The organism is Streptomyces sp. cg36, assembly GCF_041080675.1.
Classification (GTDB): Bacteria; Actinomycetota; Actinomycetes; order Streptomycetales; family Streptomycetaceae; genus Streptomyces.
In genome coordinates this window covers 3,431,998-3,456,413 of record NZ_CP163520.1, presented here as the reverse complement: position 1 = coordinate 3,456,413, position 24,416 = coordinate 3,431,998, and the positions used below count along the sequence as shown (strand labels likewise).

The 24,416-nt window shown below is 71.6% G+C and carries 19 protein-coding genes; 12 read left to right on the top strand and 7 right to left on the bottom strand.

Annotated features, from left to right (window positions below):
• Nucleotides 1–198: 198 nt before the first annotated feature.
• From AB5J87_RS15325 to AB5J87_RS15315, 3 genes are all read left to right on the top strand, one after another.
• A complete protein-coding gene (locus tag AB5J87_RS15325; RefSeq protein WP_369377197.1) occupies nt 199–6,798 on the top strand; it encodes an RHS repeat-associated core domain-containing protein in 6,600 nt (2,199 codons plus the stop codon).
• Nucleotides 6,795–7,157: a hypothetical protein gene (locus tag AB5J87_RS15320; RefSeq protein WP_369377196.1), complete on the top strand. Its 363-nt coding sequence runs from the start codon at nt 6,795–6,797 to the stop codon at nt 7,155–7,157. The genes AB5J87_RS15325 and AB5J87_RS15320 overlap by 4 nt, the downstream gene beginning before the upstream one ends.
• A gap of 321 nt (nt 7,158–7,478) precedes the next feature.
• A complete protein-coding gene (locus AB5J87_RS15315; RefSeq protein WP_369377195.1) occupies nt 7,479–7,916 on the top strand; it encodes an RICIN domain-containing protein in 438 nt (145 codons plus the stop codon).
• 54 nt (nt 7,917–7,970) lie between these two features.
• Here AB5J87_RS15315 and AB5J87_RS15310 read toward each other — a convergent pair whose 3' ends face one another.
• Together AB5J87_RS15310 and AB5J87_RS15305 are read right to left on the bottom strand one after the other, a co-directional pair.
• The gene (locus AB5J87_RS15310) at nt 7,971–8,198 is read right to left on the bottom strand and encodes a DUF397 domain-containing protein (RefSeq protein ID WP_369377194.1); all 228 of its coding nucleotides are present in this window, start codon (nt 8,196–8,198) and stop codon (nt 7,971–7,973) included.
• A complete protein-coding gene (locus AB5J87_RS15305) occupies nt 8,195–9,028 on the bottom strand; it encodes a helix-turn-helix domain-containing protein (protein WP_369377193.1) in 834 nt (277 codons plus the stop codon). The genes AB5J87_RS15310 and AB5J87_RS15305 overlap by 4 nt, the downstream gene beginning before the upstream one ends.
• Before the next feature lie 122 nt (nt 9,029–9,150).
• Here AB5J87_RS15305 and AB5J87_RS15300 point away from each other — a divergent pair, with 122 nt between their 5' ends.
• A complete protein-coding gene (locus AB5J87_RS15300; protein WP_369377191.1) occupies nt 9,151–9,561 on the top strand; it encodes an ATP-binding protein in 411 nt (136 codons plus the stop codon).
• On the opposite strand, the gene AB5J87_RS15295 is transcribed toward AB5J87_RS15300, so the two are convergent.
• Together AB5J87_RS15295 and AB5J87_RS15290 are read right to left on the bottom strand one after the other, a co-directional pair.
• Nucleotides 9,558–10,727 (bottom strand): lipase family protein, encoded by a 1,170-nt coding sequence (locus AB5J87_RS15295; RefSeq protein ID WP_369377190.1) that lies wholly within the window; start codon nt 10,725–10,727, stop codon nt 9,558–9,560. The two genes, AB5J87_RS15300 and AB5J87_RS15295, sit on opposite strands and share 4 nt — an antisense overlap.
• Before the next feature lie 133 nt (nt 10,728–10,860).
• Nucleotides 10,861–11,877, bottom strand: coding sequence for an AraC family transcriptional regulator (locus AB5J87_RS15290; RefSeq protein ID WP_369377188.1), 1,017 nt, complete (start codon nt 11,875–11,877; stop codon nt 10,861–10,863).
• Between the two features lie 95 nt (nt 11,878–11,972).
• Between AB5J87_RS15290 and AB5J87_RS15285 the strand changes: the two genes are divergently transcribed.
• Entirely contained in the window at nt 11,973–13,820 is a 1,848-nt protein-coding gene (locus AB5J87_RS15285) for a long-chain fatty acid--CoA ligase (RefSeq protein WP_369377186.1), read from the top strand.
• A gap of 144 nt (nt 13,821–13,964) precedes the next feature.
• Here the strand turns inward: AB5J87_RS15285 and AB5J87_RS15280 are convergent, their stop codons facing one another.
• Nucleotides 13,965–14,168: a cold-shock protein gene (locus AB5J87_RS15280; RefSeq protein ID WP_003967102.1), complete on the bottom strand. Its 204-nt coding sequence runs from the start codon at nt 14,166–14,168 to the stop codon at nt 13,965–13,967.
• Between the two features lie 261 nt (nt 14,169–14,429).
• Here AB5J87_RS15280 and AB5J87_RS15275 point away from each other — a divergent pair, with 261 nt between their 5' ends.
• Entirely contained in the window at nt 14,430–15,278 is an 849-nt protein-coding gene (locus AB5J87_RS15275) for a menaquinone biosynthetic enzyme MqnA/MqnD family protein (protein ID WP_369377183.1), read from the top strand.
• Between the two features lie 27 nt (nt 15,279–15,305).
• Here the strand turns inward: AB5J87_RS15275 and AB5J87_RS15270 are convergent, their stop codons facing one another.
• Nucleotides 15,306–16,367: an alpha/beta hydrolase gene (locus AB5J87_RS15270; protein WP_369377182.1), complete on the bottom strand. Its 1,062-nt coding sequence runs from the start codon at nt 16,365–16,367 to the stop codon at nt 15,306–15,308.
• Between the two features lie 215 nt (nt 16,368–16,582).
• On the opposite strand from AB5J87_RS15270, the gene AB5J87_RS15265 reads away from it, so the two are divergent.
• The 5 genes from AB5J87_RS15265 to AB5J87_RS15245 all read left to right on the top strand — a co-directional run bounded on the left by AB5J87_RS15265 (nt 16,583) and on the right by AB5J87_RS15245 (nt 22,224).
• Entirely contained in the window at nt 16,583–18,475 is a 1,893-nt protein-coding gene (locus AB5J87_RS15265; RefSeq protein WP_369377180.1) for a protein kinase, read from the top strand.
• A gap of 81 nt (nt 18,476–18,556) precedes the next feature.
• Nucleotides 18,557–19,756: a cyclic dehypoxanthinyl futalosine synthase gene (mqnC, locus tag AB5J87_RS15260; RefSeq protein WP_369377179.1), complete on the top strand. Its 1,200-nt coding sequence runs from the start codon at nt 18,557–18,559 to the stop codon at nt 19,754–19,756.
• Nucleotides 19,757–19,772: 16 nt separating this feature from the next.
• A complete protein-coding gene (locus tag AB5J87_RS15255; protein WP_369377177.1) occupies nt 19,773–20,279 on the top strand; it encodes a hypothetical protein in 507 nt (168 codons plus the stop codon).
• 266 nt (nt 20,280–20,545) lie between these two features.
• Nucleotides 20,546–21,241, top strand: a complete 696-nt coding sequence (locus tag AB5J87_RS15250) for a demethylmenaquinone methyltransferase (RefSeq protein WP_369377175.1) — start codon at nt 20,546–20,548, stop codon at nt 21,239–21,241.
• A 17-nt stretch (nt 21,242–21,258) separates the two neighbouring features.
• Nucleotides 21,259–22,224, top strand: a complete 966-nt coding sequence (locus tag AB5J87_RS15245; RefSeq protein ID WP_369377173.1) for a glutaminase — start codon at nt 21,259–21,261, stop codon at nt 22,222–22,224.
• A 177-nt stretch (nt 22,225–22,401) separates the two neighbouring features.
• On the opposite strand, the gene AB5J87_RS15240 is transcribed toward AB5J87_RS15245, so the two are convergent.
• Entirely contained in the window at nt 22,402–22,920 is a 519-nt protein-coding gene (locus tag AB5J87_RS15240; protein WP_369377171.1) for a GNAT family N-acetyltransferase, read from the bottom strand.
• Nucleotides 22,921–23,021: 101 nt separating this feature from the next.
• On the opposite strand from AB5J87_RS15240, the gene AB5J87_RS15235 reads away from it, so the two are divergent.
• Nucleotides 23,022–24,308, top strand: coding sequence for a geranylgeranyl reductase family protein (locus AB5J87_RS15235; RefSeq protein ID WP_369377170.1), 1,287 nt, complete (start codon nt 23,022–23,024; stop codon nt 24,306–24,308).
• Nucleotides 24,309–24,416 lie beyond the last annotated feature (108 nt).

Here is a 24,416-nt window from a genome sequence, read left to right as displayed (position 1 = left end):
GGTCGCCCCTTTGCGTGCGTATGCTTCGGCGATCGTTCTCGTCTCGTTACATCCCCTCTCAACTGCGGTGTTCGCGCTATGAATTGTTCTTCCACCCATAAATTCCTTGGTGTTAAGTTCCCCCAGGCGTCCCGGAGATGGGGCGCCTTTTTGAGCTGAATACGGAGAGTTGGAGACTTCCAGGTGAGTCGTTCACGGGTGGGGACTTTGAGATACGACGACGATGCGGGGGGAGTCAGACGCCGGGCCACCACCGCGCTCGGCGCGCTCACGGCGAGCGCCGTGCTCGTCACGCTGCTGCCGAGCGTCGCCGCAGCCGCCGGACGGGTCGACTTCTCGGTCCGCTCGGTCCAGAAGACGGCCTCGGTCACCGGCTCCGAGCTGGGCAAAGAGAGTGCCGCCGGGCAGAGCGAGACCGCGCGGCGGCCGTGGCGGGCGCCGAAGGTGAGCTGGCCGAAGGCCGGAGACAGCGAGGTCGACCTCTCCGGCGTCGCGGCCGATGCGTTGGCAAAGAGCGCGGCGGGGCGAAGTGTGGCCGGATCGCGTCATGCCGCCGCGCCGGGCAGTCCGGTGGGTGTCGCCCCGGTGGCGCCGACGGCGGCCAAGGAGCGGTCCGCCGCGCCACTGGCGGGCGCGGGCGGGAGCGCGCCCGCCAAGGTGCGGGTGCGGATGGCCGATCGCGCGGCGGCCGACCGGCTCGGCCTGGACGGCGTCGTCCTCGGGGTCGCGCGCGACGACCGCGGGGCGGCGTCCGGGCGGGCCTCCGTGCGGCTGGACTACACCGCGTTCCGGGGGGCGTACGGGGCGGACTGGGGCAGTCGGCTGCGGCTGGTGCAGCTGCCCGCGTGCGCGCTGAGCACTCCGGAGAAGGCGGAGTGCCGGACCATGACGCCGCTGGCGTCGCGCAACGACGCGAAGGCGGGCGCACTGACCGCCGAGGTCGCCCTGGCACCGGACACCGCGGCGGCGCCCGGAAAGCAGGGTGCAGCCGCGGCCGGAGAGCGGGGCACGGCGGAGTCCGCGAAGCAGGGCACGGCCGCCGCCGGAAAGCAGGCCGCAGCCGCCCCCTCGAAGCAGGCCGCAGCCGCCCCCTCGAAGCAGGCCGCAGCCACCGGGGCGCAGAGCGCAGCCGCCCCCTTCACCGTGCTCGCCGCCACCGCCACCCCCGACGGGGCCAACGGCGACTTCAAGGCCACCTCCCTCTCGCCCTCCGGGAGTTGGACCGTCGGAGGCAACGAGGGCGGGTTCTCCTGGTCGTATCCGCTGGCCGTGCCGCCGGTGCCGGGGGATCTGAGTCCCAAGCTGGGGCTCGGCTACTCCTCCTCGTCCGTCGACGGGCGGACCGCCTCCACCAACAACCAGCCCTCCGCGCTCGGCGAGGGCTGGTCGATGGAGATGGGGTTCATCGAGCGGCAGTACATGGCCTGCAAGGACGACAGCGGCACGGGCACCAACGCCCCGGCCAAGTCCGGTGACCTGTGCTGGCGTTCGGACAACGCCGTGATGTCCCTGAACGGGGCCTCCACCGCGCTGGTGAGGACCGGCACGGGCGACACCTGGCGCCCGGCCGACGACGACGGCTCCCGGATCGAGCGCGTCAAGGGCACCGCCACCGACACCAACAACGGCGACGACGACAACGAGTACTGGAAGGTGACCACGCTCGACGGCACCCAGTACTGGTTCGGCAAGAACCGGCTGCCCGGCTGGGCCACCGGCAAGACCGAGACCGCCTCGGCGTACACGGTCCCGGTCTACGGCAACCACACCGGCGAGCCGGGGCACGCGACCGCCTTCACGGACTCCGTCCGCAACCAGGCGTGGCGCTGGAACCTGGACTACGTCGTCGACCCGCACGGCAACGCGATGGCGCTCTTCTACACCCAGGAGAAGAACGCGTACGCCAAGAACTCCGGCGGCTCCACGACCACCAAGCCCAAGGCGGACGCGAGTTACGCCCGCGCGGGCTACCTCGACCACATCGAGTACGGCCACCGCGCCGGGCAGGTGTACGCGGCCCAGCCCGCCGCCAAGGTCAACTTCGCGATGGCGGACCGCTGCCTGGGCACCACCACCGACTGCGCCTTCGACAAGGCGCACGCCTCGAACTGGCCGGACACCCCCGTCGACGAGGTCTGCGCGGTCGGCGCGGACTGCCTCAACGGCTCGCCGTCGTTCTGGTCCAAGAAGCGGCTGACCTCGGTCACCACCCAGGTGCTCAAGGGCACCGGCTACGCCGACATCGACACCTGGACGTTCGGGCAGAGCTTCCCCGGCACCGGTGACACCGGCGGCAACGGGCTGTGGCTCGACTCGATCACCCACACCGGCAAGGCGGGCGGCACCCCCCTGTCCAACCCGGCGGTGACGTTCGGCGGCACCCTGATGCCCAACCGCGTGGACTCCTCCGAGGGCCGTCCGCCGCTCAACAAGTACCGCATCACCAAGGTCGGTTCGGAGTACGGCGGCGACACGCTCGTCGAGTACTCGCCCACCGAGTGCACCTACGCGAGCCCCCCGGACGAGGCCACCAACACCAAGCGCTGCTTCCCGACCTGGTGGACCCCCGAGGGCGGCAGCCAGCCGGTGAAGGACTGGTTCCACAAGTACGTGGTGAACAAGGTGACCGAGGACGACAAGGTCGCGGGCACCGACTCCGAGGTGACCGAGTACGAGTACCTGGGCGGCATCGCCTGGGCCAAGGACACCAGCGAGTTCACCCTCGACAAGCACCGCACGTACAGCGACTACCGCGGCTACGGCAAGGTCCGCACCCGCACCGGCACGACAAACAGGACTTTGTCGGAGACGACATACCTGCGGGGACTTGACGGCGCCCAGGTGGCCGACTCCTTCGGCGCGCTCTACACCGATGCCGAGCAGTACAGCGGCAAGGAGCTGGAGAGCGTCAGCTACGACAAGGACGGCGGCAGGATCGTCGAGTCGTCGGTGGAGAAGCCGTGGTCGAAGCAGACCGCGACGCAGGCCCGCCCCGGCACGACCGACCTGCACGCCTACCAGACGGACACCGACGTCACCACCGGCCGTTCCCTGATGGACGACGGGAGCTGGCGGACCACGCGCTCGACGGACACCTTCGACGCGTACGGCCAGACCCTCACCACCTCGGACGAGGGCGATCTGGCGGTCTCCGGCGACGAGCAGTGCACCCGCACCACGTACGTCACCCCGGACACCACCGCCTACCTGGTCTCCTACATCGCCGACGAGCAGAAGAGCTCCACCACCTGCGCCACGGCGGCCACCGCCGCGACCGTGACCGGCGAGACCCGCACCACGTACGACACCAGCGCGTACGGCGCCGCGCCCGTCGCGGGCAAGGCGCTGCCGTCCAGGATCGAGGAGCTGGACCACTACACGGCCGGGCTGCCGGTCTTCGTGGCCACCTCCACCGCGCTGTACGACGCGTACGGCCGGATGACGCAGACGGTCGACGCGGCCGGGGCCAAGACCCTCACCGCGTACACCCCCGCGACCGGTGCCCAGCCCACCACGGTGAAGACCACCGACAACAAGGGGTTCGTCACCAGCGTCGACCTCGACGGGCTGCGCGGGCTCACCCTGAAGGCGACGGACGCCAACGGCCGGGTCACCAGCCAGGAGTACGACGCGCTCGGGCAGCTCACCGCCGCCTGGAAGCCGGGCCGGGTCAAGCCCGCCTCGGCCGACGTCACCTTCTCCTACCAGGTGCGCGACGACGGTCCCACGGCCGTCACCTCCAACACGCTGCTGGAGAGCGGCAAGTACCGCAAGGCGGTGACGCTCTACGACGGTCTGCTGCGCAAGCGGCAGGTGCAGACCGACGCGTACGGCGGCACGGGCCGGCTGATCACGGACAGCTTCTACGACAGCCAGGGCCGGGTCTACAAGGACAACGCCGAGTACTACAACGACCAGCCGACCGCGCCGGTGCTCTTCTCGGTGGCGGACAACCAGGTCCCGGCGCAGACCGTGACCGAGTTCGACGGCATGGGCCGCACCACCGCCGCCATCGCCCTCACCAAGGGCACCGAGCGGTGGCGCACGACCACCAGCTACGGCGGCGACTGGACGGCGACGGTCCCGCCGAGCGGGGCCACCGCCACGCTGGTGATCAGCAACGCCCACGACAAGGCGGTGGAGCTGCGCCAGTACAAGGACGGCAACCCGGTGATCGGCGCGAGCGCCGACAAGTACGAGGCGCTGAAGTACAGCTACGACACCTCGGACCGGCTGACCCGGCTGGTCGACGCGGCGGGCAACACCTGGTCGTCCACCTTCGACCTGCGCGGCCGTCAGATCACCTCCTCGGACCCGGACAAGGGCGCGGTCACCACGACCTACACCCCCGATGGCAAGACGGAGACCACCAAGGACGCCCGGGGCACCACGCTCGCGTACACGTACGACGAGATCGGCCGCCCCACCAGTCTGCGCAAGGACGGCGTCACCGGCCCCAAGCTCGCCGAGTGGGCCTACGACTCGCTGACCGGCGGCAAGAAGATGCTCAGCTCGTCGACCCGCTGGGACAACGGCAACGCCTACACCACGGCCGTGAAGGGCTATGACGCCTCGGGCCGGGCCACCGGTTCGGTGATCACGGTTCCGGCGGCCGAGGGCAAGCTCCAGGGCACCTACGAGTTCGGCTCGACCTACACCCCGACCACGGGCCTCGCCAACACCACGACCTTCCCGGCCGGCGGCGGGCTGCCCGCGGAGACCGTCCGCCAGGGCTACACGGACTACGGCCTGGCGACCACGGTCGGCAACGGCACGGACGTCTACTCGCTGGGCAACCAGTACTCGCCGTCCGGCGACATCCTGCAGACCGTGCTCGGCTCGGTCGGCGCCCGCACGGTCCAGACGTACACCTACGAGGAGGACACGCACCGGCTCAGCACGGTGGTCAACGACCGCGAGTCGAGCGGCCCGCAGACCATCGACAGCAAGTCCTACGGCTACGACCCGGCGGGCAACATCACCCGCATCCGCGACGACCGCGACGACAAGGCGAGCACCGACACGCAGTGCTTCACGTACGACTTCGCGGCGCGGCTCTCGCACGCGTGGACCGGTACGGACGACTGCGCGCTGACGCCGTCGACGGGCGTGAGGCCCAAGGTGGGCGGCCCCGACCCGTACTGGTTCTCCTACGGCTACGACACGGTCGGCAACCGGGCCTCCGAGGTCCGGCACGACGTGTCCGGCGACACCAGCAAGGACGTGCGGCGCGGCTACTCCTACCCGCAGCCCGGCGAGACCCGGCCGCACGGCATGGACACCGTCGACGTCACCGGCCCCGGGGCGCGCACCGACTCCTTCGAGTACGACGCCTCCGGCAACACCACCCGGCGGGTCACCGCCTCCGGTGACCAGAAGCTGACCTGGGACGCCGAGGGCAACCTCGCCTCCTCCACGATCGGCGGCCAGACCTCCACGTTCCTCTACGACGCGGACGGCTCCCGGCTGCTGCGCCGGGACCCGGGCGCGGTGACCCTGTACCTGGGCGCCGAGGAGCTGACGCTGAAGACGGCGGGCAACTCGGTCTCGGGCGTGCGCTACTACTCGGCGGGCAACACGACCGTCGCGCGCGGCTCGGACGGCTCGGTGACCTATCTGCTCAGCGACGCCCAGGGCACCGACGAGGTGGCCGTCGACTCGGTGACCCTGGCGGTCACCCGGCGCGCCTCCGGCCCCTTCGGCACCCCGCGCGGCACCCAGCCGCAGACGGGCTGGCCGGGCGACCACGGCTTCGTGGGCGGCGTCACCGACAAGTCCACGGGCCTGACCCACCTGGGCGCCCGCGAGTACGACGCGGAGAACGGCCGGTTCGCCTCGGTGGACCCGGTCATGGACCTCTCGGACCCGCAGCAGATCAACGGGTACGCGTACGCCAACAACTCGCCGGTCACCGACAGCGACCCGAGCGGCCAGTTCCACATCGGGCACGTGGTCAAGGCGATCAAGCACGCGGTGAAGAAGGTCGTCCACGCGGTGAAGCGGATCGTGCGCCGCATCGTGCACAAGGTCGCCCACACCGTCCGGTCGTCCTACGCCCGCGCGGTGCGGGCGATGTGGTCGCACGGCGAGAAGGGCGCCCAGTTCGGCCACTTCAACGTCGGCAAGGGGCCCGACCGGGGCATCATCATGATGCGGTTCTTCATCCACACCAAGGACGCGATGAAGATCCCGGGCCTGGGCTACCAGCTGCTCGGCGACGACCGCGAGTACTCCAACGACCCGGACGCCGCCTACCGCATGGTCCTGTTCTGGGACACGGCCACGGGTGACGTGACCTTCAAGGTCTCGCCGTCCCACACCAAGCCGTCGGTCAAGCACGTCTCGTCGTACCTGCTCCAGCAGGCGGGCCAGAGCGGCGACGGCTACGACATCGAGTCGCCGTCCCGGATGATCCCGGCGTTCCCGCTCTCGCTCAACGACTACCCGTCGGAGTCCGTGACCGGACGCAACATCGTGAACTACAGCTTCCTCGGGCAGTACCACTCGAACTCGTCGAAACTGGACCTGGGCATCGCCGGAGTCAACAGCCTCATGTCGCTGTTCTCGGTCGACACCCATGTGACGATCGCCGCCAACAAGGGCTCGGTCACCGTGACCAGGAAGGGAGACCATTACCCGGACATGGAGGTCGTCCAGTACCGTCGGGCCCAGCCGCCGGTGGTCGTGGCCCACGACCGCATGGACAACGTGTCCGGCCTGGACTCGATGCCCTGGTACGGCAACAAGGACATGCGGTACTGGAACTCCGCCCAATGCCTGAAGGACCCGCCGAAGTGACCCACGCACCCTGGTTCCCCCGCTGTGCGGCGAGGTACGTGCCGGTCTGCGCGATCGGCTGGTTCCTGGCGATGGCGCTGACCCCGCGCGGCGCGCTCTCCTTCGCGGAGCAGCTCGCGGACGGCGTGGACCTCGCGCTGTTCGTCGCGGCCGTCTCGCTCTTCCTGCTCCTCCTCCTGGGCCTGCTCAAGAGGTACGGGACGCCGGGAGGCTTCCGCACGGCGGCGGCGTTCCTGCTGCTCATGCCGGTGCTGCCGCTGGCGCTGGGCGGCGGGGGAGCGCTGTTCGGGATCATGCTCCTCACCCAGGTGGTCTTCGCCTCGGCGGTCATGCCGAAGCCGGAGCTGCTGGCGGTCTGAGGCCGTCCGCTCCGAGGAGGGGCCCGGCGCCGGTTCCGGCGCCGGGCCCCTTCGTGTTTCGGAACCGGGGCGGCGGCCGAAGTGTCGGGCGGCGCTGGCCATTCCGCTTGCGGGCATTGACGGCGGCGAGCTCGCCCTTTGCCCCGGCGGGCGGTAATACCCCGGCCAGCGGGGCCGGAAACGCGAGGGTGGGTGGTATACCACCCCGGCCATCCTGAAATGCGGCGTACGACGTGAAGTGCCCGTTACGGCGCGGGCCGGCGCGGCCTAGGTTGGTGCTCGCTCGATCGAAGCCGTCCCCTTGTTCACCCAGGAGGATTCATGGCAGCCGAGTTCCTGACCCACGGAACCTACGCGATCAAGAACGCCGCGTACCAGGACCGGGTGATCGACGTACGTGACGCCCGCACCGAGCCCAACACGCCGGTCATCGGCTACAGCTACCACAAGGGCGAGAACCAGCAGTGGGAGGTCGAGGCGTTCCCCGGGAACCTGTACGAGCTCAAGAGCAAGCTCACCTCCGGCGGCGCGCGGATCTTCTTCGCGCAGAGCATCATCCGGATCTACCCGCCGATGATCGCCACGCAGCCGTACGGCCAGCAGTGGTCGATCGAGCCGGTCGGTGACAACCTCTACCGCATCCACTTCCCGTACATGGACGGCGTCGCGACGCTGCCCGACGAGAAGGAGAAGACCCAGCTCATCATCGAGCCCTGGGAAGGCCGCGAGAACCAGAAGTGGCGCTTCGAGAACGTGTGACGGATGAGCCTGCGGCTACGCCGATGCGGAATCGGCGTAGCCGCGTCTTTGCGTCTACCGAGCGGCGTACGAGACGAAGGCCGCCCAGGCGGCCGGGGGGACGCGGAGTTCGGGTCCCGGGACGCATTTGGAGTCGCGGATGTGGATGGTGGTGGGATGGGCGGCGACCTCCACGCACTCGCCGCCTTCGGCGCCGCTGTAACTCGACTTGCGCCAGTCGTAGGCGACTTCGATGCAGGCGCCGCCCTCGCCGTCGCTGTAACTGCTCTTGAACCAGTTCATGCGTCTCCCAGCATCTTCTCGATCAGGGCCAGCGACTCCCGGGGCGTGAGAGCCTGCGCCCGGATGATCCCATAGCGAGTGATGATGACGCGGACCTCTTCGGGATCTGTGATCAACCGAGGGTGGCCCTGGATCTCCGTGTACGCAACCTGCTGCCCCTTCTTGGCGGTTAGCAGTGTGAACGGGCCGTCGATGCCGGGGCAGTCCTCACGGTCAGTGGGCATGACCTGGAGCTCGACGGTCCGTAGTCGGGCGATGTGCAGGAGCTGTCGGAGCTGCTCCGCCCATACAGCGTGTCCGCCGATGGGATGTTGCAGGACAACCTCTTGGAACACGAAACTGAACGTCGGCGCGGGCCAGGCATCGAGCATCGCCTGGCGGGCAAGGCGGTCGGCCACGCGCTTCTCGACGGTCTCGTCGCTCAACAGGGGGCGCCGCTGGGTGAACAGGGCCCGTGCATACCCCTCGGTCTGGAGCAGGCCGTGCACGGCCTGGCTGCCGTAGTGGTGCAGCTCAATGGCCTCGGCCTCCAGCAGCGCGTAGTTCCGGTACCACGCCGGATGCCGCGTCCGTGCCTTCGCCTGAGCCCGTTCGATGGCCTTCCTGGCCACCCGCAGCACCCCTCCCGCCTCCAGGACGTCATCCGCCTTGTCCAGGAAGTCCGGCTGGGTGGTCCGTACGCCCCGTTCCAGCGCCGAGATCTGGCTCTCGGTGTAGCCGACGAGACGGCCGAACTCCTTCTGGGTCAGCCCCGCCCGCAGCCGCAGCACCTTCAGCTGCTCGCCCACGGCGATGAACAGCTCCGAGGTGAGGCCCTCGTCCTCCTCCACGCACGCCTCCATGGGGTTACGGGCGACGACTCGTACACGGCGCGGGCCGTACCCGTACAGAAAGGCCGGTGTCGCGCGGACGCCCCTGTTCAGCGTACGCACACCTCGTCACGCTCGGTGACATGAATTCCCAAATCACCACCCCCACGGTGGAGTTCGTGCGGCGGTTCAGCAGTACGCGCCGGGGTGCGAGCAGCGCGCGGCGGCTGGCGGTCGGGCAGCTGGACGCGTGGGGCGTACCGCAGGGGAGCGAGTGCTCCGACACGGCCGCTCTCATCGTCGCGGAGCTGGCGGCCAACGCGGTACTGCACGGGCACGTACCCGGCCACGCGTGCGAACTCCGGCTCGTCCTCGGCACGGTGCTCCGCATCGAGGTGACCGACACCCGGCCCGGCCGCAGACCGCTCCGCCCGGAGCCGGCGGGGGACGCCGAGTCCGGGCGGGGGTTGCTGCTGGTCGAGGCGCTGGCGAAGGCGTGGGGGGTGGCGGAGCGGCCCCCCGGCAAGACGGTGTGGGCGGAGCTGGGGCCCTAGCAGTTGCTCTGGGGCGCGCGGCCCGCGAACCGGTCGGCGAGCCAGTCGGCGGCGGGCAGCGCGCCCACCGTCACGCCGCCGATGTGGCCGAGCAGCGGCAGCGGGTGCCACGACACGGACGCGCCCTTGGCGCACCAGTCGGCCCGCAGCCCTTGCCCGACCGCGTAGGGAATGAGCTCGTCGACGGTGCCGTGGTACAGGTACACGGGGGCGTCCGGCGCGTGCGTGCCGAGCCGGGACTGGTTGAGCCGGGCCTGCCAGTCCGGCTGCTCCAGCGGGTTCTTCACGGTGAGGTCGGAGATCTTCTTGAAGGAGCCCGCGACGGAGTCGACGGCGACGCAGTTCGTCCGGAAGTAGTCGACGAGGGCCTTGCCCGCCGGGTTCAGGTACGAGTCCAGCTTCAGTTCGGGGAAGGCCGCGTTCTGGCCCGCCGCCGCCATGAAGACGAGGCCCGAGCCGAGACCGCCGTCGTTGAAGTCGGCGACCTTCATCAGATCGGCCGGGACGCCGCCGGTCGCCGTGCCCTTGACCTTCAGCTCGGGCGCGTACGAGTCGTGCAGCTCGGCCGCCCAGCTGCTGGCCTGGCCGCCCTGCGAGTACCCCATGATCCCGACGGGGGAGTCGGCGTCCACGCCGGGGATGCCGAGGCGCTGGGCCGCGCGGGCCGCGTCCAGCATCGCGGTGCCCTCGGCCCGGCCGACCGTGTACGTGTGGTCGCCGGGGGTGCCGAGGCCCTCGTAGTCGGTCACCGCGACGGCCCAGCCGCGCTGCACGATCTGGTTGATGAGGGTGGCCTCGACGGTCGTGCCGTACGGGAAGCCCGCGCTGGGCGCGCAGGAGTCGCCGAGGCCGACGGTGCCGACCGCGTACGTCACCAGCGGGCGGGGGCCGGTGCGGCCGTCGTTGGGCACGATCACGGTCCCGGAGACGGTGTTGGGGGCGCCCTCGGCGGTGGTGGAGCGGTAGGTGAGGTGCCAGGCGCGGGTGTTGGTCCACTGGGCGGGCAGCGGGTGGAACTCGGTGGGGGCGGAGCTGAGGACGTCCCCGGGCCGGGCCGAGGAGTCGGCGGCGGCGTCGGAGGCGAAGGCGGTGGGGGTGGCTGCCGAGAGGAGGAGTCCGGCGGCCAGTGCGCCCGCGACTCGGTTTCGTACGGCACGGATGTGCATGCGGCTCTCCCAACGGTCATGTGGGGTGGGGGCAGTTGAGGAGAAGGTAGTGACTGACCGGTAGGTACGGAGCTGACCGGACAGCTCACCTTCACTGACCGGGCCGCCGCCCGCCCCGCACACCGCCCCCGCGTCACCCGGACGGCCGCACCGCCCGGTACGCGCCCGGTGTGGTCCCCGTCCAGCGGCGGAAGGCGCGGTGGAAGGAGGTGTCCTCGGAGAAGCCGAGCCGGGCGGCGAGTTCGGCGATCGGCTCGCGGCCCTCGGCCAGGCCCGCGATCGCCGCGTCCCGCCGCACGGTGTCCTTGAGCTGCTGGAACGAGGTGCCCTCGCGCTGGAGCCGGCGGCGCAGGGTGGCCGGGGAGAGGGCGAGCCGGGCCGCCGTGGCCTCCAGGGACGGCAGCCGGGGCGAGGCGAGCAGCGCGCGGGCCAGGTCCCGGTGCACCTGCTCGCCCACCGTCGTCCCGTACGCGCGGCGGCTGAGCAGCTCGAAGGGGGAGCGGCGCAGCATCCGCTCCAGCGCCGCCTCGTCCCGCACCAGCGGGGCGGTCAGCCAGTGGGCGCCGAACACGGCCCGCGTCCCGGACTGGCCGAACCGGACCGGGCAGCCGAACAGCGCCGGGTACTCGTCCTGGTGGGCGGGCGGCGGATAGCCGAACTGGGCGCGCAGCAGCGGGATGCGGCGGCCCACCAGCCAGCTGCACAGCCGGTGCGAGATGATCAGCAGGCACTCGGCGAGGAACCGGTCGCCGTCCCGGCCGCCCAGCCCGCCCCGGACGCCGAAGACCGCCTCCGGCCCCTCCACGGCGAGGGACAGTTCGGGGCCGCCGGGGAACAGCCCGTAGAACTGGATCCCGCGCCGCATCGCCGCACCCAGATCGCGGCAGCCCAGCGAGGCGTAGCACATCATCGCGAAGGTGCCGGGGCGGCTGCGGGCCGGGCCGAGCCCGAGGAACTCGTCCTGGGTGGCCCGGTACAACTCCCGGAACAGCAGGGCGAACTGGGCGGGCGCCACCCGGGCCCGGTCGTCGCCGAGCAGCAGCGGCGGGATCCCGGCCGCGCGCAGCAGCGGCACGGTGTCGACGGAGAGCCGCTCGGCGCCGCGCAGCAGGGCGCGTACATGGTGCACGGTGATCGTCCCCTTGCCCATGGCCAACGACCGTAGCGGGATTGAGCGGTGCGGTCAGCGGGGGTGACGTTTCCCGTCATCCCGCATGGCCGGGACGCGTCCCTACCGTCGGGTACATGACCGAGCCGAACGCCCTGCGCCCCGCCACCCTGGCCCTGTTCGCCGAGTGGGTGGGGCAGCGGTACGCGTCCCACCCCGCCCAGCGGTTCCGCACCCCGGACGGCGGCTGGACCTCCCTGACCTACACGGAACTGCGCGACACGGTCCGCCGCAGGGCCCGCGCCCTGCTGGCCCTCGGCATCCGCCGGGGCGACCGGGTGGCGATCCTCGCGGAGACCAGCCCCCAGTGGACCCACACCCACCTGGCCTGCCTGGCCACGGGCGCGGTGGTGGTCCCGGTCTACCCGACGGCGGGCGACGAGGAACTGGAATGGGTCCTGAAGGACTCGGGAGCGGTCCTGACCCTCTGCGAGACACCCGCCCAGACAGCAAGGGTCCAGACCGTGAAGCCCCGCCTGCCAGAGCTGAGACACCTGGGCACACTGAACGACTTGGAACGCCCCGAAGGCCCCGTCCCTCCAGGGGCGCGGGGAACTGCGCGAGCAACCCCGCACGGCCCGCAGACGGAAACGGGTTCCCCAGGGGCGCGGGGAACTGCGCGAGCAACCCACCACGATCCGCAGACAGAGGCGGGTGAAGGGGCGCGGGGAACTGCGCGACAAGCCCCCACCGGCCCGCAGGCGAAGGCGGACGAAGGGGCGCGGGGAACGGCGCGAGCAACCCCGCACGGCCCGCAGGCGCACGCGGACCTCGACGACCTCCTGGCCCGCCAGAACGCCGTCCGCCCGGAGGACACCGCCCTCCTGGTCTACACGTCCGGCACCACCGGCCCCCCCAAGGGCTGCCGCCTCACCCACGCCAACCTGGGCGCGGTCCAGGACGCCACCCTCCCCCTCACCGAGGGCGGTCCGGGCGACCGCACGTACCTCTACCTCCCCCTCGCCCACCTCCTCGCCCAGCTCATCCAGTTCTCCACGCTCCTGTACGGCGGAGAGCTCTGCTACTTCGGCGGCCGGGTGGAGAACATCGTGGCCGAGCTGTCCGAGGCCCGCCCGACCCATCTGCCGTCCGTGCCCCGCCTGTTCGAGAAGGTCCACCAGGGCGTGCTCTCGCTCGCCGAGGACCTCGGCGCCACCACCGACGAGGAGCTGCACGACCTCGCCCGCTCGGCGCTCGGCGGCAACCTGCGCTGGGCGCTCACCGGCGGCGCCCCCATCGCCCCGGAGACGCTGGACTTCCTGCGGGCGGCCGGGATCCAGGTCTTCGAGGGGTACGGGATGACCGAGTCGGGCGGGGTGATCACGCTCAACCACCCGGGCGCCGTGCGGTACGGAACCGTGGGCCGCCCGGTCGCGGGCTGCGAGGTCAGGATCGCGGCGGACGGCGAGGTGCTGGCCCGGGGCGCGAACGTCTTCCCCGGCTACCACGCCAACCCCGCCGGCACGGCCGCCGCCCTGGACGCGGAGGGCTGGCTGCACACCGGGGACCTGGGCGCCCTGGACGAGGACGGCTTCCTCACGATCACCGGCCGCAAGAAGGACCTGATCATCACCTCCGCCGGGAAGAACCTCAGCCCGCTGGAGGTGGAGCAGGCGATCGAGCGCTCCCGTTTCGTCTCGCACGCGGTGATGATCGGCGACCGCCGCCCGTACCCGGTCGCCCTGATCGCGGTGGACCCGGCCGAGGTCGCGGGCCGGGACGCGGCGGCGGTCCGGGCGCTGGTGCGGGAGGCGGTGGACGCGGCCAACGCCCGGGTCTCGCGCCCGGCCCGCATCCGCGCCTTCGCGGTCCTGCCGGACGACTTCACGGTGGAGAGCGGCGTACTGACCCCGACCCTGAAGGTGCGGCGCCGGGCGGTGGCGGAGAAGTACGCCAAAGAAATAGAACTTCTGTACGAGAAGTAGGGGTGATCGCAAAGGGGAGCTGATCGCGAAGCCGCACCCCGCACCCCACCCCCGTACAAAAAGGCAGGAGTCCTTTCCCGTACGTCACCGCACGGGAAAGGACTCCTTGGGTACTGCTAGTCAGCGATCGCCGACCCGGGCAACTTAGGCCGGGGTGACGTTCTCCGCCTGCGGGCCCTTCGGACCCTGCGTGACGTCGAAGTTCACGACCTGGTTCTCCTCGAGGGAGCGGAAGCCAGACGCGTTGATCGCGGAGTAGTGGACGAAGACATCCGGGCCGCCGCCGTCCTGGGCGATGAAGCCGAAGCCCTTTTCAGCGTTGAACCACTTGACGGTTCCGGTAGCCATAAGCCCTCCTTGGGCCAAAGGGTTGCCCTGCTCCAGAACCTGCAAAGAAGTCTGAAAACTACAAAAGCCTGCGGGTTACATGCTCCGCAGGCTCTGTACTGCAAGGGAAACCAAACTGCAACTTGCGCTGAGCGTAGCACGCAGGATCGGGGGCGCGGTAGAGGGAAAGATCACGTCACCCGGACGTTTGACGAGCCCTTTCGGGGGGTGACGGACCGACCCGCCGTAGCTGGACAAACCGGACAGGTCTAGTCTCGCGATGTGGACCAAACAACCACCCGGCCACGGGTCGGGCACATCCAGTTCCTCAACTGTCTGCCGCTCTACTGGGGCCTCGCCCGCACGGGCACCCTGCTGGACCTGGAGCTGACGAAGGACAGCCCCGAGAAGCTGAGCGAACAGCTCGTCCGGGGCGACCTCGACATCGCCCCGGTGACCCTCGTGGAGTTCCTGCGCAACGCGGACGATCTGGTCGCCTTTCCGGACCTCGCGGTCGGTTGTGACGGGCCCGTCATGTCCTGCGTGATCGTCTCGCAGGTGCCCCTGGAGCAGCTGGACGGCGCCCGGGTGGCGCTCGGTTCCACCTCGCGCACCTCCGTACGCCTGGCGCAGCTGCTGCTGGCCGACCGCTACGGCGTCAGCCCCGACTACTACTCCTGCCCGCCCGACCTCGGCCTGATGATGCAGGAGGCGGACGCGGCGGTGCTGATCGGCGACGCCGCGCTGCGCGCCTCGCTGCACGAGGCCCCGCGCCTCGGCCTCCAGGTCCACGACCTGGGGGCGATGTGGAAGGAGTGGACGGGGCTGCCGTTCGTCTTCGCCGTGTGGGCGACCCGCAAGGACTACCTCGCCCGCCACCCCGAGGTCGTGCGCGAGGTCCACGAGGCGTTCCTGGCCTCCCGCGACCTCTCCCTGGAGGAGGTCACCAAGGTCGCCGAGCAGGCCGCCCGCTGGGAGGTCTTCGACGCGGAGCTGCTGGAGCGCTACTTCACGACGCTGGACTTCCGCTTCGGCGCCGACCAGCTCGCGGGCGTACGGGAGTTCGCCCGCCGCACCGGCCCCACCACCGGCTTCCCGGCCGACGTGGCGGTCGAACTGCTCGGCTCCTGACGGGGGCCGGGCGGGCGGGAGGGGCCGTCAGGGCGACGGGATCGGCGCCTGGAGCTTGCTGCTGATCCACTGCATGGTCCCGTCGCCCATCCCCTTGATGTAGGTGTGGGCGTTATGCTTCCCGCCCTGGATCACCTGGAGGTGGGTCTTCACCGGGCCCTTGCCGAACCGGGCGATGAAGCCGTTCAGGTTCGCCATGCCGCCCTCCTTGGTGCCGATCTGGAAGGCGAGGTCGACCTCGGGGCCCTTGCTGTCGATCAGCGCCTGGGCGAGCTTCTCCGGGTTGTTCGCCTGCTTCTCGGCCTCGTGCCCGGCCCACAGCGGCGAGTCCGGCACGGTGTCGGGACCGGAGGCGATCACGGCCTTGAACTGGTCGGGCCGCTTGAGCACCGACTTCAGGCCCACGAACCCGCCCGAGGAGGAGCCCATGAAGGCCCAGCCGTCCCGGGACTTGAAGGTGCGGAAGTTCGCCTTCACGAAGTCCGGCACGTCCTCGGTCATCCAGGTGCCCATCTTGGGGTGGCCCGGTATGTCACTGCCGTCGTAGTAGTACTTGGCGTCCGGGTTGAGGACCGGCATCACCACCACGAACGGGACGCTCTTGCCCTGCTTGGACCACTCGGTGATGCTGCTCTGGAGCTTGAGGTCGGTGCCCATCCAGTAGTTCTTGGGATAACCGTTTCCGCCCGGCAGCGCGATGAGCACCGGGAAGCCGCTCTGCGCGTACTTGGGGTCGAAGTACTGCTTCGGCGCCCACACCCACACCTTGCCCGTGAACCCCGACTTCTTGCCGTGCAGGGTGGTCACACCGATCTTGGTGCCGTCCTCCAGCGTGTTCTGCGTGGTGAACTTCGCCTTCGGACCGGTCGGCAGCAGGGTCTTGGCGACGGCCTCGGAGACCTTCTGGTCCTGCCCCTTGCCGTCCTCGCCCTTGCCCTGGGCCCCGCCGCCCGCCCCCGGCCCGCTCGCCTTCGCGGACGGGGTCGGCTCGTCGAAGCTCACCGGCTTGCCCTCGTCCGAGCAGCCGGCGACCAGCACCGCCGCGCCGAGGACGGCGGCGGCGGTCAGCACGGCGGGACGGCGTTTCATGGGGCGCTCCGGGAAGGTCTGGGGGGTGGGGAACGGCGAGGGGTCCGCCGGCGTGCGGACCGCGCAGAGAAAGACGGGCAGGCGTTCGATTCGGTTCGCCCGCGCATGCCGAGGATCCCGTCCGGTGGAGTGATCCGGCGCACGTCGCGCTCTACTCTGCTGTGCGACCGTACTCGACGGGCCGGGGTGAACGGCGTGGGGGAGAGCAGATCGCGATGCAGCCGCTCGAATCGGACGAACCGCGCACCATCGGCGCCTACCGGCTGCTCGGCAGGCTCGGCGCGGGCGGCATGGGCCGCGTCTACCTGGGCCGCAGCGCGGGCGGCCGAACCGTCGCGGTGAAGGTGGTCCACCCGCACTTCGCCCTCGACGAGCAGTTCCGGGCCCGCTTCCGGCACGAGGTCGAGGCGGCCCGGCGGGTCGGCGGCGACTGGACCGCGCCGGTCCTGGACGCCGACCCCGAGGCGCCCGTGCCCTGGGTCGCCACCGGCTACGTCGCCGGGCCCTCGCTCACCCAGGCCGTCGCCGCGCACGGCCCGCTGCCCGAGCACGCGGTGCGCGCGCTGGGCGCCGGGCTCGCCGAGGCGCTGGCCGCCGTGCACGCGCTCGGCCTCGTCCACCGGGACGTGAAGCCCTCCAACGTGCTGCTCACCCTCGACGGCCCCCGCCTGATCGACTTCGGCATCGCCCGCGCCACCGACGGCACGGCCTCGCTCACCGCGACCGGCGTCTCCATCGGCTCGCCCGGCTACATGTCGCCCGAGCAGATCCTGGGCAAGGGGATCACCGGCGCCGCCGACGTGTTCTCGCTGGGCGCGGTGCTCGCGTACGCGGCGACCGGCGCGCCCCCCTTCACGGGCGACTCCTCGGCCGCGCTGCTCTACCAGGTGGTGCACGAGGAGCCCGAACTGGCCGGGCCGCTCGCCGGGGAGCTGCGGGCGGCGGTCGAGGCGTGCCTCACCAAGACGCCCGGGACCCGCCCGGCCCCCGCCGACCTGGCCCGGCGGCTCGCCCCGGAGGGCGCGGCGGCCCTGGTCGCGGGCGGCTGGCTGCCGGGGGCGCTGGTGGCCGAGGTGAGCAGGGCGGCGGTACGGCTCCTCGACCTGGAGCCGGAGGCCCCGGCGGCCCAGACGCAGGCGCCGGGGCCGGTGGGGTCGGGACCGGTCGGGTCCGGGCCGGTGGGGTCGGGCTCCGCGACCTCGGGGCTGGTCGCGCCGGGGCCCGCGACCTCGGGGCCGGGGGCATCGGGGCCGGTGGCCTTCACCGGCCCGTCCGCAGGTGTCTTCGGCCCGCCGGACGCGTCCTACGGCTCCCACGGGGCGGCGCCCACGCACGGCTCGTACGGCTCGGGGTCGCCCGGCCCCTACCCGTACGGGAACGGAAGCGGGAACGGGAACGGAAGCGGGAACGGAAGCGGCACCGGCGGCCGTACCGGGGCGGTCGCGGACGCGGTGCCCGGGCCGCGCGCCCCGGAGCAGCCCACCGCCCCGCCCCGCGCCTCCCTCTCCGTGGGCACCGCCGTGGAGCGGACGGGGACGGGCCGGGGGCGGCGGATCAGCTGCACGGTCGCGCTGGCCGTCGCCGGGGCGCTGGCGGCCGTGACCGTCGGGGCCGCGTTCCTCTTCGACCTGGTGCCGGGCGGCGGCGACAAGAACGAGTCGGCGGCGAGCCCCGGCAAGTCGGGCGCCCCCTCGGACGCCGGCCCGGGGGCGACGGGCGGCCCGGCCGCCGCCGAGCTGCCCCGGACGTTCCTGGGGACCTGGCAGGGCCCCATGACGGAGTCGACGACCGGCCAGCCGCACGGCGACCTGACCGCCGTGTTCACCGCGGGCGGCACCGGCAAGGACGTCCTGCACACCTCCTCCAAGATCACGGTCATCGGCACGACCGTGGAGTGCTTCGGGGTCGCCCGGCTGGTCTCCGCGAGCGCCGACCGGGTGACCGTCGAGGAGCGCTCCGACCCGGCGCGCCCGGGCACCGCGGGCCTGTGCACCAGCGGCACCGCCACCCTCGTGTTCACCCGCAACGCCGACGGCACCCTCAAGTACGAGTCCCAGGAGGCGGGCGCGGGCAAGCCGTACGCGACGCTGGTCAAGGAGACCGGCTGACGCGACCCGGACCGAGGCCGCCCGACCCCGCTGGCGTACGCTGGCCGGGTCCGTCCGCAACCCTGCCGAAAGGGACACTCCGTGACTGAGAAGGCCGACCTTCAGTCCGTCCTCGACCGTGCCGCTGCGGGTGGACGGATCACCCCCGAAGAGGCGCTCGACCTCTACCGTTCGGCGCCGCTGCACGCGCTGGGCGCCGCCGCCGACGCGGTCCGCCGCCGCCGGTACGCGGGCACCGAGCACATCGCCACGTACATCATCGAGCGCAACATCAACTACACGAACGTGTGCGTCACGGCGTGCAGGTTCTGCGCCTTCTACGCGGCCCCCAAGGACACCAAGAAGGGCTGGACCCGCGACCTCGACGACATCCTGCGCCGCTGCGCGGAGACCGTCGAACTGGGCGGCACCCAGATCATGTTCCAGGGCGGCCACCACCCGGACTACGGCGTCGAGTACTACGAGAAGCACTTCAGCGCCATCAAGCAGGCGTTCCCGCAGCTGGTCATCCACTCCCTCGGCGCCTCCGAGGTCGAGCACATGGCCCGGATCTCCGGGGTCTCGGTGGAGGAGGCCATCCAGCGCATCCACACCGCCGGCCTCGACTCCTTCGCGGGCGCCGGCGCCGAACTGCTGCCCGAGCGGCCCCGCAAGGCGATCGCCCCGCTCAAGGAGAGCGGCGAGCGCTGGCTGGAGATCATGGAGACGGCCCACAACCTGGGCGTGGAGTCCACCTCCACCATGCTGATGGGCACCGGCGAGACCAACGCCGAGCGCATCGAGCACATCCGGATGATCCGTGACGTGCAGGACCGCACCGGCGGCTTCCGCGCGTTCATCCCGTACACCTACCAGCCCGAGAACAACCATCTGAAGGGCCGGACGCAGGCCAGCGTCTTCGAGTACCTGCGGATGCTCGCGGTCGCGCGCCTCTTCCTCGACAACGTCGCCCACATCCAGGGCTCCTGGCTCACCGTCGGCAAGGAGGCGGGCCAGCTGTCGCTGCACTACGGCGCGGACGACCTGGGCTCGATCATGCTGGAGGAGAACGTCGTCTCCTCGGCCGGTGCCAAGCACCGCTCCAACCGCATGGAGATCATCGACCTGATCCGCAAGGCGGGCCGGGTCCCGGCGCAGCGCGCCACCACGTACGAGCACCTGCTGGTCCACGACGACCCGGCGAACGACCCGGTCGACGAGCGGGTCATGTCCCACATCTCCTCGACGGCGATCGAGGGCGGGACGGCCCACCCCGAGCTGAAGCTGCTGGCCTCCAACTAGCGGCCCCCGGCGTCCCGTGCTGACGATCCACGCCCCCGAGACGGGCGACGCGGTCCTGGTCGAGGGCGACCGGGTGGCGGCCATCGGCCCGTACGAGTCGCTGGCCGCGGCGTACCCGGCCGCGCGGGTGCGGCGGTGGCCGGGCACGCTGTCGCCCGGACTCGTCGACCCCGACGGGGTGGAGCTGCTGGAGCTGGCCTACCACCCCGACCCGCGCGAGGCCGACACCCTCGGCACGGAGCCGATCCTTCCGCCGCCCTTCCCGCTGGACGACGTCCGCCGGGGCGGGTCCGTGCGGCGGGGGGCGCAGCGGATGCTGGCGCGGGGGGTGGTGGCCGTGGTGGGGTCGTCGCGGTCGCGGGTGGTGGCGGAGGCGACCCACCGCTCGGGCCTCACGTCCCTGCCCACGCCCGACCTCCCCCCACTGACGGTGGGCGGCCCGGCCCGCTTCGCGGTCTTCGACGGGGAGGGCGGGTGCGTGGCGACGGTGGTGGGGGGCCGCCTGGTGTACCGCACGCGCTGAGGGGCCCCCAGGCATTCAGGGGCGCGGGGAACTGCGCGAGGAGCGAGCACGGTCCGCGGACGACTGCGGGTTGAGGGGCGCGCGGGGAACTGCGCGAGAGGGGGCCCGAAGGGCCACTCAGGGGCGCGGGGAACTGCGCGAGCGGCCACGCACGGTCCGCAGCCGGAGGCCAGCCCTCGGAGAGTTTCGGGAAGGGGCGGGGTGGGGGACGCCGCGCGCAGGGGGGCGTGGGCGGCCGGGGCGCGAGCCCCAGGCACAATGAGGTCGTGACCCGCGCATCCCTGGACAAGCAGCCGCACGAAGTCGCCTCGATGTTCGACGACGTCGCCGCGAACTACGACCTCACCAACGACGTGCTCTCGCTGGGCCAGACCCGCCTGTGGCGCAAGGAGGTGGCGAAGGCGGTCGACGCGCGCCCCGCGCAGAAGGTCCTCGACCTGGCCGCCGGCACCGCCACCTCCTCCCTCCCCTTCGCCGCCACCGGCGCGTACGTCGTCCCCTGCGACTTCTCCCTCGGCATGCTGAAGGTCGGCAAGGGCCGCCACCCGCACCTGCCGTTCACGGCGGGCGACGCCACGAAGCTGCCGTTCAAGGACGACACCTTCGACGCCGTCACCATCTCCTTCGGCCTGCGCAACGTGCAGGACACGGACACGGCCCTGCGCGAGCTGTTCCGGGTGACCCGCCCCGGCGGCCGGGTGGTGATCTGCGAGTTCTCGCAGCCGGTCTGGAAGCCGTTCCGCACGGTCTACAGCGAGTACCTGATGCGCGCGCTGCCGCCGGTCGCCACGGCCGTCTCGTCCAACCCGGACGCGTACGTCTACCTCGCCGAGTCCATCCGCGCCTGGCCCGACCAGCCCGCGCTGGCGGCCCGCCTCCAGCAGGCCGGCTGGTCCAAGGTGGCCTGGCGCAACCTGACCGGCGGTGTGGTGGCGCTGCACCGCGGCTTCAAGCCCCAGTAACCGGCGGCAGCACCACCGTGGAGCACCAGAACCACCAGGGCCCCCAGAGCCACGAGGACCACGAGGACCACCAGGACTTCCAGGCCGTCCTCCAGCAGATCGCGGACGACGTCGCGCCCCTCGTGGGGCGCGGCACCCCCGCCGCGTACATCCCCGCCCTCGCCGACGTGGACCCGTCCCGCTTCGGCATGGCCGTCGCGGACCTCGACGGCAAGGTGTACGGGGCGGGGGACTGGCAGCGGCCGTTCTCCGCCCAGTCGATCACCAAGGTGTTCACGCTCGCGCTCGCCCTCGCGCGCGGCGGCGACAGCCTCTGGGAGCACGTGGGCCGCGAGCCCTCGGGCAACCCGTTCAACTCGCTGGTGCAGCTGGAGTACGAGAACGGGATCCCGCGCAATCCGTTCATCAACGCGGGCGCGCTCGTCGTCACCGACCGCCTCCAGACCCTCACCGGCGACGCCAGCAGCGAACTCCTGGAGTTCCTGAAGGAGGAGACCGGCAACGCCGACCTCGCCTTCGACGCGGTCGTCGCCGAGTCGGAGTCCGCGCACGGCGACCGCAACGCGGCCCTCGCCCACTTCATGGCCTCGTACGGCAACATCGCCAACGACGTGCCGACGCTGCTCGACCACTACTTCTGGCAGTGCGCCATCGAGATGAGCTGCGCGGACCTGGCCCTCGCGGCCCGCTTCCTGGCCCGCCACGGCCTGCGCGCCGACGGCTCCCGCCTGCTGACCCGCAGCGAGGCCAAGCAGATCAACGCGGTGATGCTGACGTGCGGGACGTACGACGCGGCGGGCGACTTCGCGTACCGGGTCGGGCTGCCGGGCAAGAGCGGCGTCGGCGGCGGCATCGTGGCGGTCGTGCCGGGCCGCTGCACGCTGTCCGTGTGGAGCCCCGGACTCGACGCCCGGGGCAACTCGGTGGCGGGGGTGGCGGCCCTGGACCGCTTCACGACGCTGACGGGCCTGTCGGTGTTCTGACGTTCCGCCCCGCCCCCGAGCGCCTGCCCCAAGCGTTGGGGGCGTGGGGAACCGCGCGAGCAACCGGCCGCGGTCCGCGGACACACCGCACCGCGACTTGGCCGAAACACGCTCCCCGCCGGACGTTTAGGGGCGCGGGGAACGGCGAGATCGGCCCACCGCGGTCCGCGGACGACTTCACAGCGCCAGCCGGAAGCAGTACCCCTCCCGCTGCGACGTGGGCGTCCGGAACGTCTCCGCCAGCCGCATCCCCAGCCGCCGCGTCACCGCCACGGACCGCTCGTTGCGCGCGTCCACCATCGCCACCACCCCGCCGACCCCGGCGGCCCGCACCCGCTCCACGGCCATCCTGGCCGCCGCCGTCGCGTACCCGCGGCCCCACGCCGGGCGGGCCAGCCGCCAGCCGATCTCCACCTCGCCCGCCGGGCCCCAGGCGTGCGGCCACGGCTGGGCGCCGGTGAACCCGATCACCCGGTCGTCCTCGTCGAGCAGCGTCCAGAGGCAGAACCCGCGCTCGGCGTCGTGCTTGCGCTGGCGCGCCGTCAACTCCTCGTACACCGAGAGCTCCGCGGGCGCCCCGCCGTGGAACTCCATGACCTCACGGTCGTTGAACACCTCGTGCCAGGCCCACGCGTCCTCCTCGGTCGGCACGCGCAGCCGTACGACGGGCAGGGACTTCTCCGCGCTGGAGTTCATGACGTGGGCAACCCTTCGCGATAACGATCAACAGCCACCCATAGACTGCACATGTCCCGTGCTTTCCGGCACGCAAAATCGAGTCTTCGGGAGAACCCGCTGTGACCGAGCCCCTCACCGAACACACCGCGGATGTGATCGTCGTCGGGGCGGGCCCCGCCGGGTCGACCACGGCGTACTACCTGGCCAAGGCCGGACTCGACGTACTGCTGCTGGAGAAGACCGCCTTCCCCCGCGAGAAGGTCTGCGGCGACGGGCTGACCCCGCGCGCCACCAAGCAGCTGGTCGCCATGGGCATCGACATCTCCGAAGAGGCCGGCTGGCTGCGCAACAAGGGCCTGCGGATCATCGGCGGCGGCGTCCGGCTCCAGCTGGACTGGCCCGAGCTCGCCAGCTACCCGGACTACGGACTGGTCCGCAAGCGCGACGACTTCGACGAGCAGCTGGCCCGCCAGGCCCAGAAGGCCGGGGCGCGGCTGTACGAGCGCTGCAACGTGGCGGGCCCCATCGTCGACGACCGCACCGGCCGCATCACCGGCGTCACCGCCAAGCTCGGCGAGGACAAGCGCGAGGTCTCCTTCCACGCGCCGCTGGTGGTCGCCGCCGACGGCAACTCGACCCGGCTCTCCCTGGCGATGGGCCTGCACCGCCGCGAGGACCGCCCGATGGGCGTGGCCGTCCGCACGTACTTCACCTCGCCCCGCCACGACGACGACTACCTGGAGTCCTGGCTGGAGCTGTGGGACCGGCGCGGGCCCGGCGAGGACCGGCTGCTGCCCGGCTACGGCTGGATCTTCGGCATGGGCGACGGCACCTCCAACGTCGGCCTCGGCGTCCTCAACACCTCCGCCTCCTTCAAGGAGCTGGACTGGCGCGAGGTCCTGAAGGCGTGGTGCGCGTCCATGCCGCAGGACTGGGGCTACACCGACGAGAACATGACGGGCCCCATCCGCGGTGCCGCCCTCCCGATGGCCTTCAACCGCCAGCCGCACTACACCAAGGGCCTGCTGCTCGTCGGTGACGCGGGCGGCCTGGTCAACCCGTTCAACGGCGAGGGCATCGCGTACGCCATGGAGTCGGGCCAGATCGCGGCCGACGTCATCGTCCAGGCCCACGCCCGCGCGACCCCGGCCCAGCGCGAACTGGCGCTGCACAACTACCCGAAGATCCTCAAGGAGACCTACGGGGGCTACTACACGCTGGGCCGCGCCTTCGTGAAGCTCATCGGCAACCCGAAGGTCATGAAGATCGCCACCCAGCGGGGCCTGACCCACCCGGTCCTGATGAAGTTCACCCTGAAGATGCTCGCGAACCTCACGGACCCGACGGGCGGCGACGCGATGGACCGCATCATCAACGGCCTCTCCAAGGTGGCGCCGAAGGCGTGAACCGGCCCCGGACCGCCCCGAGCGGCTCCGGGCACGGCTGAGGGGGCGACCCCCACCCGGGTCGCCGGCCCTCAGCCGTACGGTGTTGCGGGCCCCAGCGGGCCCGTG

Bases quoted from the DNA above. Each gene is read 5' to 3' on its own strand.
- AB5J87_RS15315 (WP_369377195.1), top strand. From the start codon at position 7,479: ATGGCAGCCGAGTTCCTGACCCACGGAACCTACGCGATCAAGAACGCC.
- AB5J87_RS15310 (WP_369377194.1), bottom strand. From the start codon at position 8,198: ATGAACTGGTTCAAGAGCAGTTACAGCGACGGCGAGGGCGGCGCCTGC.
- AB5J87_RS15300 (WP_369377191.1), top strand. From the start codon at position 9,151: ATGAATTCCCAAATCACCACCCCCACGGTGGAGTTCGTGCGGCGGTTC.
- AB5J87_RS15295 (WP_369377190.1), bottom strand. From the start codon at position 10,727: ATGCACATCCGTGCCGTACGAAACCGAGTCGCGGGCGCACTGGCCGCC.
- AB5J87_RS15290 (WP_369377188.1), bottom strand. From the start codon at position 11,877: ATGGGCAAGGGGACGATCACCGTGCACCATGTACGCGCCCTGCTGCGC.
- AB5J87_RS15285 (WP_369377186.1), top strand. From the start codon at position 11,973: ATGACCGAGCCGAACGCCCTGCGCCCCGCCACCCTGGCCCTGTTCGCC.
- AB5J87_RS15280 (WP_003967102.1), bottom strand. From the start codon at position 14,168: ATGGCTACCGGAACCGTCAAGTGGTTCAACGCTGAAAAGGGCTTCGGC.
- AB5J87_RS15270 (WP_369377182.1), bottom strand. From the start codon at position 16,367: ATGAAACGCCGTCCCGCCGTGCTGACCGCCGCCGCCGTCCTCGGCGCG.
- AB5J87_RS15265 (WP_369377180.1), top strand. From the start codon at position 16,583: ATGCAGCCGCTCGAATCGGACGAACCGCGCACCATCGGCGCCTACCGG.
- AB5J87_RS15240 (WP_369377171.1), bottom strand. From the start codon at position 22,920: ATGAACTCCAGCGCGGAGAAGTCCCTGCCCGTCGTACGGCTGCGCGTG.